The 17,168-nt window shown below is 46.5% G+C and carries 11 protein-coding genes; 4 read left to right on the top strand and 7 right to left on the bottom strand.

The genetic code is table 11. The annotated features are described in order from the left end of the window. Positions 1 to 8: 8 nt before the first annotated feature. The 7 genes from F3J22_RS24995 to F3J22_RS24965 all read right to left on the bottom strand — a co-directional run bounded on the left by F3J22_RS24995 (position 9) and on the right by F3J22_RS24965 (position 10,281). A complete protein-coding gene (locus F3J22_RS24995) occupies positions 9 to 1,196 on the bottom strand; it encodes a fasciclin domain-containing protein (protein WP_167020645.1) in 1,188 nt (395 codons plus the stop codon). 11 nt (positions 1,197 to 1,207) lie between these two features. After that, positions 1,208 to 2,284 (bottom strand): fasciclin domain-containing protein, encoded by a 1,077-nt coding sequence (locus tag F3J22_RS24990; RefSeq protein WP_167020644.1) that lies wholly within the window; start codon positions 2,282 to 2,284, stop codon positions 1,208 to 1,210. 10 nt (positions 2,285 to 2,294) lie between these two features. Continuing rightward, positions 2,295 to 3,473, bottom strand: coding sequence for a hypothetical protein (locus tag F3J22_RS24985; RefSeq protein ID WP_167020643.1), 1,179 nt, complete (start codon positions 3,471 to 3,473; stop codon positions 2,295 to 2,297). Positions 3,474 to 3,484: 11 nt separating this feature from the next. Further along, positions 3,485 to 5,206, bottom strand: a complete 1,722-nt coding sequence (locus F3J22_RS24980) for a DUF4397 domain-containing protein (RefSeq protein ID WP_167020642.1) — start codon at positions 5,204 to 5,206, stop codon at positions 3,485 to 3,487. A gap of 4 nt (positions 5,207 to 5,210) precedes the next feature. Beyond that, the gene (locus tag F3J22_RS24975; RefSeq protein ID WP_167020641.1) at positions 5,211 to 8,663 is read right to left on the bottom strand and encodes a TonB-dependent receptor domain-containing protein; all 3,453 of its coding nucleotides are present in this window, start codon (positions 8,661 to 8,663) and stop codon (positions 5,211 to 5,213) included. 78 nt (positions 8,664 to 8,741) lie between these two features. Beyond that, a complete protein-coding gene (locus F3J22_RS24970; protein ID WP_167020640.1) occupies positions 8,742 to 9,662 on the bottom strand; it encodes a FecR family protein in 921 nt (306 codons plus the stop codon). Positions 9,663 to 9,732: 70 nt separating this feature from the next. After that, the gene (locus tag F3J22_RS24965; RefSeq protein ID WP_167020639.1) at positions 9,733 to 10,281 is read right to left on the bottom strand and encodes an RNA polymerase sigma factor; all 549 of its coding nucleotides are present in this window, start codon (positions 10,279 to 10,281) and stop codon (positions 9,733 to 9,735) included. 187 nt (positions 10,282 to 10,468) lie between these two features. Here F3J22_RS24965 and F3J22_RS24960 point away from each other — a divergent pair, with 187 nt between their 5' ends. The 4 genes from F3J22_RS24960 to F3J22_RS24945 all read left to right on the top strand — a co-directional run bounded on the left by F3J22_RS24960 (position 10,469) and on the right by F3J22_RS24945 (position 16,995). Then, on the top strand, positions 10,469 to 11,911 hold the full coding sequence (locus F3J22_RS24960; protein ID WP_167020638.1) for a hypothetical protein: 1,443 nt from the start codon (positions 10,469 to 10,471) through the stop codon (positions 11,909 to 11,911). 163 nt (positions 11,912 to 12,074) lie between these two features. Beyond that, a complete protein-coding gene (locus F3J22_RS24955; RefSeq protein ID WP_167020637.1) occupies positions 12,075 to 13,313 on the top strand; it encodes a VWA-like domain-containing protein in 1,239 nt (412 codons plus the stop codon). A 79-nt stretch (positions 13,314 to 13,392) separates the two neighbouring features. Next, positions 13,393 to 14,514 carry an AAA family ATPase gene (locus F3J22_RS24950; protein WP_167020636.1) on the top strand — a complete coding sequence of 374 codons (1,122 nt, stop codon included), beginning with the start codon at positions 13,393 to 13,395 and terminating at the stop codon, positions 14,512 to 14,514. 6 nt (positions 14,515 to 14,520) lie between these two features. Next, positions 14,521 to 16,995, top strand: a complete 2,475-nt coding sequence (locus tag F3J22_RS24945; protein ID WP_167020635.1) for a leucine-rich repeat domain-containing protein — start codon at positions 14,521 to 14,523, stop codon at positions 16,993 to 16,995. Positions 16,996 to 17,168 lie beyond the last annotated feature (173 nt).

Genomic DNA, 17,168 nt, shown 5'->3' with positions numbered 1-17,168 from the left:
CCAGTTGATTAATTTGGTAATTTAAAGAGATCATCTACTTCATGCACGACACCATTGATCACGCGATGATCTTTTTTGCTCAGTGGAATATATGCCTGATTCACCCCATGCCTTTTAACCAATGGCTGTCCGTTAACAGCTTTGAAGTCCAGGCTGATATAGACAGGAGGGGTGTTGTAAATCTGGCCATTCATGAGTTTCAGCCAGCTCAGCTGTGATGCGTTATCTGCCAGATCGTTGGAGAAGAACACCAGGCCTCCCTTGGTATTGTTGTATACACCCAATGCCATGGCTACTTCCAGTCCGTTGGCCATCAGCAGACTATCCATCGCTGTTGTTGGCTGCACATAGTAAAGGTTCTCGTCATAATCTGCATAGGGGATCGGATAAGAACGCGTCATGATATAGTCGAGGATATCCTCCGGTGTATGAAAGCCAGCCTTGGCGAAAGCGGCGTTTGTAGGTACGAACAGCGTAAATTGTGCGTAGGCCGGATTGGATTTAATGGCGTCCATTACCCCAAGGCTGATCCAGCTTTCTGTATAGAGGCTGTCGCTGATTGTGAGTGCAGCATGGTACATGCTGTAGTCAGGGTTGCTTTCAATGTACTCCCACATCGTTTGTTGTGGTGCTTCCAGTACGTGCGTGATAGGGAAGATGGTACCATTGGAGGCGGAGATAGCGGCAGACCATTTGTTTTCTGCACGTCCGTTTACCAGCAGGCTATCGCCATGTTTGCCGAGGAACTGCACGTCTGTATAATCCCCTGACCAGTTTCCGTGCCCACCCAGCAGGCGTTTGGATAAAGTAACTGCAGGGATATTGCCTGGTACTGTTTCTATGCTGGTGAGGTCGAGAAATATAGGCATGATATGTACAGAAAGCATGGCTTTCAGTTCGGCAGGTGTAGCCTTGCTGATACGGTCTGCCGTCCAGCCGGCAGCTATAAAGGCGTTGTCGTCCGGTACCAGTAGTGTTGTACTGGCGCTGGCCTGCAACATATCTGTCATCTGTGCACGCTGCAGTGCACTACGGAAAAGGGTATACGAAGAAGTGTTGAGTATTTCCTGCCAGGTTTTATCTGGGCCTTTCTCGCCGGTAACAGGCTTGCCTACAGGCTCCGGTTCGATGTCCTGTTTGGAACAGGCAGCGAGCATCAAAAACGCCGGGATAAGATATTGTAAGAATGATTTCATGAGAATTGATTTTAACGCTTCAGGGGTTCTGGTCGCAGAAACATATCGGTAACGACATGTACCACACCATTTTCACAGAGATGATCAGAGCCGGCCAGGCCATTATAGTAATTAGCACTGGAAACGCCGTCGGGATTGGTAGACCAGAAATTCTGGTCCAGTTTCATGACAGCAACGTTAGCACTGGTGATCTCGGTAAATCCCTGGAAGTTGGGTGATACACCGTATACGGTATCTATTACGGCTACACTGGAACCATAAATATTTGTTTTGCTGACCATCACGCCATCGGTAGAGAAGATGCGCAGCGGACGCATATTCAGTGTATATATGCCAAACAAAGCCGGCTTGTATTCCGCTGGTTTCATGGCTTTGATCTTTTCCAGTGTCAGGTCATTTTTCCGGAAAGCTTCGTTGTTGGGAACAAAGACGGTGAGCAGCGGTTTGCTCTTCAGGTCATTCCACATACCGAATTGCTGCATGGCCGCCTGAAAGAGCGACAGCGAGGTGTCTGCTGCAATGAAATCCTGTACGGTATTGTCAGAGAGCTGGAATGGCTTGCTGATGATGTGAATCACGCCATTAGCCAGGGCAAGATCACGCTTGCTGCCAATGCCTACCAGCGATCCATTTACTGCTATCTGCCGCTCGGCAGGATTAAAAATCACCGGCGTAATATCCATGGATACATATAACGGCTTGTCCGCAAGCGTAGGGTACTTCACGTCCAGCTGCAGCGGCATCATATTGGTGAAGTTGCGGTTGCGAATAATATGATATTTCAGGATCTCCCGCAAACTGTCTGTATTCATGGCGTCTATCTGCGCCGTGGTAGCGATGCCCAGCTGACCGAAGGCTTTATTGTCCGGCGCAAACATCGTAAAGGGACCGTTATTGATGAGCGTATCATACAGGCCTGTTTTCTTAAGAGCTGTACTGAGCAAACTCAGATCATAGTTATTCTCAATAAACACACCCATGGTACGTGGCTGCGTGGTCCTGTCTATTGGTGGCTGAATATTATCCTTGCTGCAGGCTGCCAGTCCACATAGGAAGGTGCCTAGTAAGTATCTTTTTATCTTTAACATAATCATTCACTTATTTGTAAACAGGTGGCTCAAACGTGCGCTGAATAGTGGTGACATAAAACTTGCGGTTGATATATTCTACTGTGTTGACAGAAGAGAAAGACCGCGGATTATCATTGCCGGAATGTATGCTGATGATCATACCTGTGCGCAGATCTCCCTTGATCTTATAAGGATATAATCCGGTAGTACTGTTTTCATCATAATCTCCCATGGTAAGAGCAGAATAAACACCTGCAGGCAGGTCGAGCGGATAGATAAGGTTCTGCGGGTTGAAACCGGCGCGATAAAAACCGAAAGCCTGACTCATATTCCCTGTAAATATTTTATTACTGCTGGTATCCGGAAATAACGGGAAACGCTGATATGGTGTAACCACACCGTCCAGCGAACGGATAACACGCCCCATTGGTATACCATTAAAGCCATTGATAGGGGTGACGAGGCCGTTCTTTTTCCTGCTCAGTGTTCCATACACATACATGGTATCACGTAGTTTCGTGCTGGCCAGCTGCTGGTTGACGATCTCGTTGGGTGCTTTCTCAAAGAAGCCATCGGAGCTCAGGTTATAGAAATTCACATATACCATAGAGTCAACAAAAGGCTGATTGGGGAAGGTTTCGCGGCGCAGGTACATGATGGGATTATTCTTTACATAATCTTCAGTCAGTACATGCATGGTATACACTTCCTTTGGAGAAAGCTCCAGGGTAGTATCTACCAGTGTTACACCTTTTTCTCCCTTGCTCAGCTCAAAGTAAGGTGTATTGCTGAGTGGTCTTGTTCTGAAGATAACACGATGCTTGCCGGAAGGTACCTGTGCCCAGCTCGCCAGATCATAACCATTAAGGATAGGGCCTGCAAGTACTCTCTTGGTACCCGGATATTCTTTTTGCCAGATAACGTTACTGGCAGCATCGGGATATGGTCTTGCCCATGGATCACGATGATCAAGGAAATCGCCGGTGATGGCGGCACTCACCGGAGTACCGTCTGCATCCAGTACCGGATCTATCAGCATGGTCAGGAATGGCTGCGGTACGTCTTTGGTATCCAGCGACGGCGAATATTCAAGGTTGTTGAATACACGCAGGTAGGCAGGACTGTCGATAGCGGCGTATTCTGTTTTACGGCAGCTACCCATCAGCATACCACCCATTATCAAAAAGTATAGAAAGTATCTTTTCATGATGTTAGCAATCATTTGGTATGTTTCACAATTATCATCCTGGCTTTGTCGGCAGTGCCGGCATCTGAAGTGTTGCGGCCTATCAGCGCTACGGTATATACACCAGGCTCACTGCCGGGCAGCGACGTATGTTTGTATAACTCAGGGTGTGCTATAAACTGCTGACTATTCAGGCTGCTGACATTACGCATCCAGTCGCCGGGTAATACCGTTGGTTGAGAGGCATGCACCTGTATGTTGCTGGTGAAATTGACGATCATCCTGGCATAAGGCTCTGTTACAACCGGCTGGGCAAATGGCACGTGCAGGTTGCCGGTAGCATTTGCCTGCACCGGACTAATAAACCCTTGTCCGTTATTACCCATGAACGATACTTCCTTCATATCCGGGCAGAAGTTCATAAAACGTATCCAGAACGGGTAGGCATCTTTCAGCGTGTTATAGGTGCCATCGTCAGCAGCTTTTCCGCTGGTGTATTTTGCGCTGAGGTTGTTGGATACCAGTGTAACTCCGGGCTGGCCGGCGCTATTGGCATAGAGCCATGCGCTGATATTATCGGCAGCATCCAGGAAAAAAGTAGTATCTGCCAGTATTTTTTTATCTGAGGAGATGGCTTGCAGTGTATGCTTTCCCGTTATAAAGATGTTATAATCGCCGGCCTTTCCGAAAGGTAACGCATCACTGAGTACCTTACCATCCACCATCCAGGTGATGGGTTGGCCGGTCATGGCGTTTACGCCCTGCATACGTGCATAGGTATAGTTGAGTGGTTCTGTTACATCATTGATGATACGGAAAACGTTATTGTCTGCCGGTACGGTTTCTCCATTCGGGTTACCGTTGGAAACCCTGGTGTCGTAGTTGGAACTCACCGCGATAGTATATACGCCGCCCGGCTGGAAAGTCTTGACAGGCGCGTAGGTGAGCCAGGTATCTTTATAACCGCCCATACCCGGTGTACCATTGATATCCAGCAAGGTACCGGTATTAGGGTTCAGGGTATTGTACCCGCCGCCGGTAGCCAGCACTTCTTTTCCATCACTGTCGAGTACCTTAAACTGGTAAGTGCCGTATGGTATATCTATATACTCCGAATATGTTCCCGGTTGTACATTTGATAGGCCGGGTACGGTAGTACCATCGGCAAAGGTTACCGTCATCGGGCCTTTGCGGTATATGCCCGGAAGAGAGTTGGCCCCTTCCACAGAAGAGAGATTGAGCAACCGTAACTTAAATGCCGCCGGATTTACAGATGCAGAGATATCGCGTGGAATGCGAAACAGTGAATCCATTTTGCCGTTGGCGTTAGGAAGAAACCAAACGAAATAATAGTCAAAGGTTTTTGCTTCATCTTCCCGGATGCTGAACGGACGTGCATTCGGCGCCGCATTTTTAGGGTTCAGGGTAGAAAACAAAACACTGTCCGCAAGGCCGTTATTAAACACTTCTTTAGGAATGGTATAGGTAGTGCCTAACCTTCCTGATTCAGGAAACCAGCGGGTACCTTTGGTGTTATCTGCACCATAGAACCCTTCTATGGAAGGAAGTAAAAAGCTGGTCAGTGCCTGACCATTTATTTTCAGTTCAGTGGCGCCTGCCAGGTTTACGATCCTGCTGTTGGAGGGCGTATTCGGCAACTGCACCGTTCTGTTGTCGTAGGTGTAATCCAGTTTTTTTGTACAGCCTCCCAGCAGTAAGGCGGCACTGAGCGTATATAGTATCTCTTTTTTCATGTAATTAGTTTGACAGCGTGTAAGTAAGTCCCAGCATATATTCTGTACCGCGATAGAAGCTTCTTCTCACATATTTCTTTCCGTAGAACATTCCACCGGTGCCAGGGTTGGCGTATACTTCCTCTACGGGTCTGTCGAGGAGGTTTTTAGCGAAACCTTTTAATTGCAGGCGCTTGAAAAGCTGTTGGGTAAATACTAAGTCGAGCACGGGTAACGGTCTGGAATACAGGTCAGGCGTGCCATCCAGGTTTACCTGTATCAAACGTTCTCCTACCATGTTGAAAGTAGCGGTGATATCTGTTTTCCAGACAGGCTGATTGAAGTTGAGGAAGATATTCATCGAGTAAGGTGCCTGTTCAAACAGCGGACTGTTGGCAGGAGCGCGGCGGTCGATAGAACGGGATGCTTCCAGTCTTTCTTTTGTCTTTTTAATTTCACTCTGTGCCAGTAGCAAGTTGGCGCCCAGGTTGAAGAAGCGTAGCGGTTGCGCAAACATGCCGAGGTTCTTTACGGCTTCCAGTTCTATACCATACACACGGCCTTTGTTGGGGTCGTTCTGGAACTCTATCGCCGGAAACTCCGGAAATTTAGCCTCCAGTCCGGACGACTGCTGCTTGAATACTTTGGTAAGCTGGTTATCTATCTCTTTATAAAAAACAGAAGCAGAAAGCACTTCACCTGGTTTTACGAACCACTCCCAGCGGAAATCGTAGTTGGTCGTCTGCTGGTTTTTTAACTTCGGATTACCTACTACCAGCGCAAACTGGAATGGATCGAAGTCGAACACATTGGTCAGCTCTCTCAGTTCAGGCCTTGCCAGCGTGGTATTGTAGCCCAGGCGGAAGTTCATGCTCTTATTCAGTGTATAGGTGACATTGGCAGAGTAGTAGGGTTTGTAATCTGTTTTATAGGCGCTGTTGGGCTCCGTATATACGAGGTTCACCTTGTTGCCGCTGGCATCAGTAGTGGTGATATTCGGGTCAAGGAATACGTTGGCGGTATCTACGACAGCCTGTATATCGGTCATTTCAAACCTAACGCCACCGGTTACACGTAATTGTTCTGTCAGGTGCAGGTCGAGCATACCATAGAAAGCGCGTGTTTCGTAATAGCCTTTATAGTTGTTGGGAGATTTCTGTGTGTTGTAGAGAAAACCACCATTTTTTGGCGCACCTTCTTCATTGCTACTGGAGGGAGGGCGTATGCCAATGCGGTTGTAACCAACCAGCTGATCCAGATTGCCGTTTACCTCATACAGTGCAAGGGCTCCGTTGGTGGAGTAGTTGGAACCCGGCAGGTACAGGATGTTTTCGCCGAAGGTCCTTCTGCGGTGCAGGTAGTTGACGCCGGTTTTAAAATCCTGGTGCAAGCCCAATACTTTAAAAGGCAGCGTTACATCGGCTTTATAGTTGTAGTTGTCTTCCGTGAGCTTCCTGTACCTTCTGCCGTTAGGGTCGGCCTGTATGATGCCATAGGGGCCATAACCATTTACATAGCCAGATACCAGTGCATAGAGGTCCTGGGTATATACGTAGTTGGGGATGCCGTTTTGCAGGTTGGAAGGCACGGCATAGGCGGTGCCTTCATTGAGGCGGTAGTCTGCCAGGTTTACAAAACGGTAGTCCGGGTCGTCCTGCGTAGACTTAGACGTAGCCAGGTTATAGCTCAGTTTAGGAGCATATTCGGTTTTTCCGAACTTATGTTCACCTTGCAGGTTGAAGGTATTGAGTACGCGGTAGGTCTGGCGCAGGGAATATACGTTGTTGTATACTTTGCCGGGAAGACCGGTGTATTCGTATTGTCCGTGCAGGTTAGAGGCTTTTGTTTCGGCACCCTTGCTTCCCAGGTACTGCATGCTGATCTCATGCTGTGGATTGAACCGGTAGGTCAGTCCGCCCAGGAAGCCATAGTTGAGTGTCTGGGTGCCTGTATTTTCTTTATAGTTGAGATATTTACCGAGATTGAGTTTGTTGGGTGTGATATAGTTCGGAATAACTCTCGGACTATATAATCCGCTGTTACCTGTGAGTACACCCTGGTAAACGCTGTATTGCGTAAGCGTTCCGTCATAGATATCGTTGGTACGGTTGTAATAGTTGGCCCCTGCAATTAAGCCCAGCTGGTGTTTCTTAAAAACAGTGTAACTGTTGCCATAGGTGATGGAATAGATCTGATTGAGGGGGGCCGACTTATACCTGGTGGTGAGCACAGGGTCGAAGCTGTGCATGATGTTGTTGATACGATTGGCTTCCGCAGCCTTTGCAGGACTGTTGCGGCTGTCAGTGATCAGCTGTTGTATTTCTTTTAATCCTCCGGGATATTGGTTAGAAAGATTTTTAAAATCCTCCGACAGTTGTTTATTTTTCACTTTATCTCCCAGAAACCCCATGTCGCTATTATAAAAGCTGTTGACACCATTGCCTGTCTGTGAGTTTTTACCGCTTTGCACGGTGATGCTGAACAGCTCATGCTCAGGCACCGACTTCGTTTTCAGCTCTACGATACCTGCCGCAGCATCCGCAGGTTTATCTGGTGTAATAGATTTATAGATGGTGATATTATCTAACAGTGACGCAGGTACGAGATCCAGTGGCAGTGCACTTCTGTCGGGGTCTGAAGAGGCCAGGCGCACACCGTTCAGCTGTCCGATAACACTACGGTCGCCGAGGCCGCGGATGGCAATGTACTTATCATCCGTGATGGTAACGCCGGATACACGCTGTAAAGCCTGTGTGGTGGTCACGCTGGCCGTACGTTCCATTTGCTGCGCAGAGATACCATCGGAAATTACAGCGGCATTCTTACGGTCATTGAGCATCATCACCTCTGTGTTGGCGCGGCGGCGTGCTTCTACCGTAACACCGCTGAGGGTTTTGTTATCAGCAGCCAGGCTGATAGTCATTACACTGGCAGCGCCTGCCCGGAGCGTTTTCGTGGTATATCCTGCAAAATATACGACGAGTACATCGGTGGTATCCTTTACTTCTGCCGAGAAATGACCGGTTTCATCTGCGGTAACTACGGTGCCCGTGCTCTGGATCATTACCTCTGCCTTGCCTATGGGCGTATGTTTGGCGGCATCGGTTACCACACCGTTCAGGGTACGTTTCTGCGGTGTACGTGGTGTGCTTTGCCTGGGAATAGCCTTGCGGATCACTACCTTTTTACCATCTACTACTTCATATTCCAGACCGGTATTTTCCAGCAACAGGTGCAGGACATCTGCGATGGACTTATTACTGATATCCGCCGTCACCTTCTTCTCTACTGCTTTTAAGTCGGCAGGATTATAAAAAAAGGTAACACCATTGCGTTGTTGCAGGATGTTCAGGCACCTGACAACCGGTTCATTTTTGAAACTGACGCTGACCTTCTTCTGTTGTACATCCTGTGCATGGGATGGGGTGGAGAAGAGGAGCAGCGACAGCATACATCCGAGTAAAATTTTTTCCTTCATTTGAGCTGAATTTTAGAAATAGCAATCCCGTTGCGGCCGCACTGGTGTGGCCGCTCAGTAGAAATAGAATAAAGCAGGTTATCTGATTACGATGCTGTTGTGGTTTTTAGTCATGTGTAATCTGTAGGATACAGTTAATACTTTCAGCATATCATCCAGCGTATCGCTGGCTTCAAATGCTCCTGTAAAGCGTTGGTGACGGATACTGTCATTATCGCAGCGGATATCGATGTGATAGACATGTTCCAGTGTATTGAATACTTCCTGCAGGGTGTTGTCGTTAAACACCATACTTTTGGTGATCCAGTCTGTATTGATTTCCTGCTGACGAAACAGGTTGAGCTGATTTTGCTGCAGGTTATATACGAGTTCTTCCGAAGCGCCTACCTGTTGTACAATGCTGGCTACTGATACTGCTACCTTACCGGTTTTTACACTCACTTTAGGCTGGCCGTTGTGGAGGCTGTCTGCCAGCACAAAGGAGGTACCGAGTACGGTTACACGAAGATTCGGACTACTGATGACAAAGGGATGTTTGTCGGGTACCACATCGAAATAAGCTTCTCCATTGACTTTCACTGTACGGTTTTTGCCGTGGAAGGTACTGGGGAATTCAATGATAGTACCGCCATTGAGGACGGCAACAGAACTGTCGGGCAGCATTACTTTCTGAACGCGGTATTTGTCTGCATACACCTGTTTTAAAGGTATAGGATGTACCCATTCTTCGATTTCTTCGCTGTAATGCCAGGCAGTACCCGCTGTTACCATCAGGAGGATACTGGCTGCAGCAGCAGATATCCAGCGCAGGTACATACGTGGGCGCATGGCTGTACGAAGATGATCCAATACTTCCAGGCGTTGTACTTCGGTATCTTCCGGTACTTCACGGTTATCCCATGCCTGTTGCAGGTATTGGTCTATCAGCTGCCTTTCTTTGGCAGGAGCCCTGCCAGACAGATAATTATTCAGTATTCTCTTCAGTTGTACAATATTCATCGGAACATTCTTCTACACATATGTTCCGGAAAAGGGGATGCTTGTCCCGAAGAAGTGTGTTACGGAATTGTTAACTCAGTAACTGGGTCATTACAACGGCAACGGCTATATGATGTCGAAGTGCCTTTAACGCAATGTGGAGCTGGTTTCGGACAGTTTTTTCGGATAGATTCAGTTTGCCCGAAATTTCTGTAATGGAGAGCTGGTGTTTTCTGCTTAGTAGAAATATTTCTTTGGTTTTGGGGGGCAGGAGGTCGAGCTGCTGGTCTATTTCTTTAAAAACATCCGCAGTATCCATCTTCTCCCATATATCATTTAATACCGGCAGAATAAATTCCTGTACATGGTCCAGGTTTTCCGGACGGCCCAGCATTTCCTGCAGTTTTTTGAGCGACTGGTATTTCACGGCCTGGTGCAGATAGCCTTCCAGTGAGGTATTGATCTGGAGTTTATCTCTCCTGGCCCATATCGATATAAATACCTGCTGCACCACGTCTTTGGCGTCAGCGGAGTTGCCCAGTGTTTTAAAAGCAAATGCATACAGGGAGGGCCAATGCTGGTTAAAACATTGTTCAAAAGCTTTCTGGTCTCCATTTCGGATGAGCGCTACATCTTGCATACCACTGTAAATTATCAAACGCGGGGCAAAATACTTTTTTTAAACAGACAGCGGTTTTAAGCTTATGTTATGTTTTTATTTTTACCTGGAGATAGTTGGCACTGGCTACAAGATTAGTATAAAGAAGATTATAAAATATCTACAGGCATTTTTTATAATTTAAGGAGATGAAAACCAGCATATAACCATGATAAGAAGATTGTTGTTTACGTTCATCTGCCTCCTGGGCCCGTTCCATGTGTTTGCACAGCAAACTGAAAAGGTAGTTTTCAATGACAAGGATTACTACCTGGCAGTAAAGCCCAATTCGGAAAACATTAACGGCGTGCTGGTTTTACTGCGTAGTTTTGGCCCGCCGGAAGCCATGGTGCCTGAAACAAATCTTGCTGCGGTAGCAGCAGCAAATGATATTCTTACTATCCTGGTATCTACCCGACAAAAAATATATGCAGATAGTTTTACAGTAGATAAGTTGAACCAGGTGATCACCCATGTGATCCAGAAATATAAGGCTGATACAGCAAAGTTTGCAATTGGTGCGTATGACTACGCCGGAACAATTGCTTTGCGGTATGCAGAACTGGCAAAAGCGGGTACACATAAGGTTCCTGTCGTGCCGAAGGCGGTGTTTGTGGCTGATAGTCCGACAGATTTATTCCGGCTCTGGGACCGTTTGGAAGGCACGATCAAAAAAGATTATTACGAAGGGGAGGTCAACGACGCAAAATTTCTGCTTGATAAAATGCGTACAGAAAATGGCGACATTCATACCAATGCTGCCAGGTACCGTGAGCTGAGCCCTTTCATAGTAAGCAGTGCTACACCCGGTAATGAGCAGTTGCTGAAAGATATGGCGGTACGCGTCTATTTCGATACGGATATTAACTGGCAGCTGGTCAACAGAAGAAATAGTTTGTATGATACCAATATTCCTGATGGGAGTGAGTTTATAAAACGCTTGCTGCTGGCGGGTAATGACAAGGCTGCGTTTATTAGTGCCAGGCCGGGTATGCAGCCCACCGGCGTTCGTAACCCTAACTCCTTCTCCATTATTGAGGAGATGGAATGTGTAAAATGGCTGAAGAAATCTATGGGTATCTTCGATCCGCTCAACTGGGAGAAACCTTATCAGCTGAGTGTTCCAAAAAACTGGAGTAAGGAATTATTGTCTTTCCCTCCTGATTTTGCACCCACTATTCCCGGGAAAGGAGTGGAAGAGTTGTCGTTTGCACCTGGTTGGGGCGATAGTAAATCACCGGAATACTGGTCTTACTGCTATAGCTGGTTGCTGGATGGAAAGCTGACACCTGATGAGGCGGAATTGAAAAGTAGTCTCACCACCTATTACGAAGGGCTGGTGAAGCGTAACATCGGACCCAGGAAGATACCCGCAGATAAAGTTTTTCCTACGCAGGTGAAACTAAAGAAAGATAAATCCGGACATGTATTTACCGGCACCATCTATATGCTGGATTATATGGAGCAAAAGCCTGTGACTTTGAATGTGGTGGTCGTTAGAAAAGATGGTGTGTTGCCGGATAAAACAGTATTCTTTATAAATGTTTCGCCGCAGCCAATGGAGCATCGGGTATGGAAGCAGCTGAATGCTATTGAAGCCTCTTTTCGTTAACGGCTCCTGTAAAACTATCAGTGAAGTAAAGTGGAGTGTGCCTGTCTGGCACTTCCACTTTTTTAGTTTTATAAAGTATTTATTATTAAAAAGAGATAGATATAAAGATATTTTTGATACTTTGATTCCTTTATCAATAAAAGTATTAGCGAATAATTCTACTATGAATACCCTGGAAGATCACCGCAGAATATTGGAAGAAGTAACCCGTACCAGCATTGAATTGTTGCTCCAGGAACCATTCTATTCACATTTCTTTGCCACTATCAACAAGGAAATTGTTGCGGCAGACGGCCCTATCGGTACCATGGCGGTAGGTTTGAGAGGTAGAGGCCATACCCTGTATGTCAATCCCGTGTTCTGGGACCAGTTCTTTACGGATAAGCGACACCGTTATGGGGTAGTCAAGCATGAAGTATTGCATATTGTATTGAAGCATACGCTGGTTCATGAGCCGGGAAAGGACAGGCTGCTCGTTAATATTGCGATGGACCTGGTAGTAAACCAGTATATAGATCATGCCCTGTTGCCGCCCGAATCGGTATTCCTGCATAAATTTCCGGAACTACTACTGGAGCAGGGGCAAAGCTGGAAATACTACTACGAAAAGCTGCGTTACCTGCAGGAGAATAAGGAGACCCTGTTTAAGGATAGTGAGAGCCTGGCTACCTTATCTGCGATCACCGAACATTCTCATGGGATGGAACGCCATAAGGCCTGGAAGGAAATATATACGGCTGATAATATTGATAAATCATTAATGGATGCGGACATCGATCATCAGTTGCAACTGGCACGGTCAAGGACCAACGAAAAAAGTTATGGCCGTATGCCGGCGGGGATCAGGCAATACCTGGATGGGTTGCTGATCAAAAATAAACCGCTGGTCGACTGGCGGCGGGTGGTAAAGCTTTTTGGTGCCAGCAGTGCCAGAACGAAGGTGCGCAACACGTTGAAGCGTCCTTCCAGGCGATTTGGTACCAATCCCGGTATTAAAATCTGCCGGCAGCAAAAATTACTGGTAGCCATAGATACATCCGGTAGTATTGCTGCGTCCGAGGTATCCGCATTCTTCAATGAAATACATCACCTGTGGCGGCAAGGCGCCGAAATAATGGTGGTGGAATGTGATGCTAAAGTACAACATGCCTATCCTTATAAAGGCCAGCTGCCTGCTTTCATAAAAGGTGGTGGAGGCACAGATTTCAATCCGCCTATACACTATGGTAATACCATCTTCCAACCTGATGCACTGATCTATTTTACAGATGGCATTGCTCCCTGTCCGCAAACAGTGGCGCGCTTTCCGATACTATGGGTCATCAGCAGTAATGGCATTGCTGCCAGCTCAGCAGCATTCCAGGCATTGCCTGGCAGAAAGGCACGCCTGGCGGCGGATTAATTGGCAGATTGTTCGCTACGCATATCCCTTGCGCAACAAGTTTCTATTTTTGCAACCTATTATATTCTGAGTAACAACTATGTCCAAAAACCAACAGTTTAATTTTAGTACTTACGGTGCCAAAGTGAACGCAGATCATGTACAGCGATTACTGGAGCATGTGACACAACAGCATTTATCCGGTACTGAAACCAGGAGACCAACGCCAGTATGCATCTGGGGGCTTCATGGTATCGGGAAAACAGAATTGGTACGAGACTTTGCACATAACCAGGGCTTCCAGTTTGTATACATCGCCCCTGCCCAGTTTGAGGAAATGGGCGACCTGCTGGGAATGCCCAGAATTGCCCATGCTAACGCCAACGACACTACGCAGTTTGCCGCACCAGACTGGGTGCCTACCACACCGGGCCCCGGTATTTTTCTCATAGATGACGTAAACCGTGCCGATGACCGCATTCTTCGCGGTATTATGCAACTGCTGCAAAACTATGAACTGGTAAGCTGGCGCTTTCCGCCGGGATGGATGATCGTACTCACCGCCAACCCCGATGGGGGCGACTATTCCGTATCGGCAATGGATGATGCCATGCTGACCCGTATGATGCATGTTACAATGGAGTTTGATGTGAAAACATGGGCCAGATGGGCAGAAGGTGCAGGTATCGATCCAAGGGGTATCAACTTTGTACTCACCTATCCGGAAATAGTAAGCGGCAGCAGAACAACACCCCGCTCACTGGTACAGTTCTTTCATGCACTGGCGCCGATAAAAGACCTTCGTGCTAACCTGGACCTGGTGAAGATACTGGGAGACGGATGTCTGGATGAGTCCACCACCGTGGCTTTCATCACCTTCATCAATATGGATATGGATAAACTTATTCCGCCGGAAGAAATATTAAATGCACCTAACTTCCAGGTCATAGAAGGGCAGCTCAAAGAATTGGTAGATGGTACCACTAAGCGCATGGATATCTTGTCAGTGATGATGACACGACTCACCAATCACTTGCTGAACATGAAAGAAGAACTCAAAGCCAAAGCTTTTGAAAACCTGCAGGCATTTATACTGCTGCCTTTTATTCCAAACGACCTGCGATTAGCCATGGCGCAGGAACTGGTAAGCTCCACCAATAAAAGCCTGAAAAAATTGTATGGCATCCCTGCTATTGCAAAATTACTATTAACTAAAATGTAAGTAACGATGAATGCCGATAAGCATATCTCTTTTAATCCCTATAGCCACCACCTGAGTATTTATGATTATAATGGCGTGCTTCCGCCATTGCAGGAGGATTTCTTTCTGCAATACCCCCTGGTGAAAGAACTTACCATTCACATAAAAGGTTGTACCAGTCTGCCGGCTTCTTTTGATACTTTGCTGCACCTGGAAAAACTGGATATCGGCATTAATATAAAAACATTCCCGGAAAGCATCAGCCAGATGCAGTACCTCAGGTCGCTGCGGTTGAATAGTTCCAATATGGACTTCAATAAAGAAGCTTCCCGACTGGCTACTTTGCCGGTATTGGAAGAGCTGATACTGGTTGGTTATCGCGGCAATACCTTTCCGTATAATATCAGCCTGCTTCAATCGCTCACCGACCTGCATCTGCCCGAGAAGAAAAAAAATACCGGCAAAGTACCGGAGATAATCCAGCTGATTAAAAGTTTACCGAAATTAAAAAAGCTGGACATACAAATTGGTGGGAAGGAAGATGCAAACGTATTGCTGGCAATGGAAAATATACCATTGCTGGACCGGCTGGAAAGATTGGATTACCACAATTACGGCGTTTCGCAGCTTACTATCGGGCTAACCAGACATGTTAAAATGGCCAGTGATTATGGAAATATAATCCCCGGGTTCCGCGAGCAAACAGCGAATAAGTCTTTCAGTGATTTTCAGCTACAGGTTTTATTTGGACTTGCTTCACAAAATATAACGGCATTGAATAAACTTTTGCCAAACTCACTGGAAGCGGCTATACGGGAACAACGAAAAGTTACCTTGCGCCTGTTGGAAAAGCTGAAAGGGGAAAGTATGAAGTCTATTAATGAAAAGCTACAGCCGCATGGTATTAAGGCAGATAATAAGGCTGATGGGGAAGGGGTAATTGTCGTAATTGGCAATAGCACTACCGTGGAACAACTCCTTCCATTTTTAGCCGGTAATGTGGAGGTGATCACTGCTGATCAGCTGAAACAGGTGTTGGTAAGTGGGGCGGACCACTGGCTGTTACAGGAAGAGAACGAAAGTTCAAACACACACCTGCTACAGTTGCTGACCAGTAACCAGGCAGAAAATTACGCGCTTGCATTCGAGATAATCGCTACAGGAGGCGCCAATAAAACTATACAGAGCATACTGGCAGCCGTGATGCTGGCACATACTGATCAGGATATCAGTAAAAAGGCCACCTCTTTATATACAAAATTTGGCTCACCATCGTTCCTGCAACACATAAAAGGTTCCCGGCGCTTGTCGCTACGAATGGGGGGCGACACAGATTATAAACTCAATTATATTTTGAGAAACCCGGATATTGATAACATGATATTCCGGTTCATGCACCATACCATCGCTGCTACCATCAGCACGGAAGGTAGGAAAACCTTTAGTATGAAAGGCGTGAAGGGACTTTCCTTACCTCCTGAAACTATTTATTTTACGGATATACAAAACTGGCATTTTGAAGGCTGCGAACAGTTTGATATTGACGCTGCCATTCGGGTATTGCGTGACATGCCAACTTGTAAAGAGCTGTTGCTGAATAAGTGTAATATCGTCATACCTGCGGCAATTGGAGCGCTGACACAGCTTGAGCGGCTGGAGATAGCGTATAATAGTGTGGAAGATGGTAGCATCCTTCAACCGCTGGAGCGATTAACAACCCTGGATGTATCCGGACTAAAACTTAAAAACTGGGAATGGCTGGATGCCTTTAAACAGCTGGAAACACTGTGTTTGGGCTATAATCAGCTGACGCAGGTGCCGGCGGCAGTTTTTAACATGAGCAAGCTGGAAAAGCTGGAGTTGAAATATAATAAACTGACGAAATTGCCGGAAGAGTTGGCGCAGCTGTCGGGGTTGCAGGACCTTGATTTTTCAAATAATCAGATCAGTCAGTTTCCTTATTTTCTAGCTAAATTTAATCTGTCTAAATTACTGCTGCGGTCCAATAAAATTGCGCAGATAGATACTGAATTACTATATGCTGCCAATGGAAATGCTGCCATTTCGTGGGATACCCTGAATCTCTCCCGCAATGGCCTGCAAACATTGTCTTTTAAGGCTGATAAAACCAGTTTTTCACACCTGGATATCTCGCATAATCAGCTTACTGTATTGGATGCAACGCTCTTCACATCCAGACTGCGTGAATTTTATGCCAATGATAATAACATCACAGCATTGCCGGAAGCAGCAGTTGTGAGCTCCTACTATGATTATTTCTGGATTCATAACAACCAGATTACCGAACTGCCGGCGCATTTTGCAAGAACGCGTATTCAAAATTGTGACCTGAGCAATAACGCTATTGCCAGTATTCATCCTGATTTTGCAACGCATGGAGCAGAGCGGTATAACAGGCTGTACTGGAAAATACAAAATAACTATTTAGGAAAGATGACTGAAATGGGAGGTATGTATATTAAAGATCAGAAGAAAGTATAACGCAGGATTTATTTGAGTAGATAAGTATATGCTGATGTAGTACTGTAGCAGGATTTATCAGGCCAATCCAAAGGCTGCTACGCTGCGGATACGTTTTTTGAATTTTTTAACAGATGTGAGGTGGGCATTTTTGTATTTTGGAAACAGGGGCCGCGGGCCTGCATGTTCCATTA

It is taken from the genome of Chitinophaga sp. Cy-1792 (genome assembly GCF_011752935.1).
Lineage (GTDB): Bacteria > Bacteroidota > Bacteroidia > Chitinophagales > Chitinophagaceae > Chitinophaga.
This window is presented reverse-complemented; position numbering and strand designations above follow the sequence as displayed.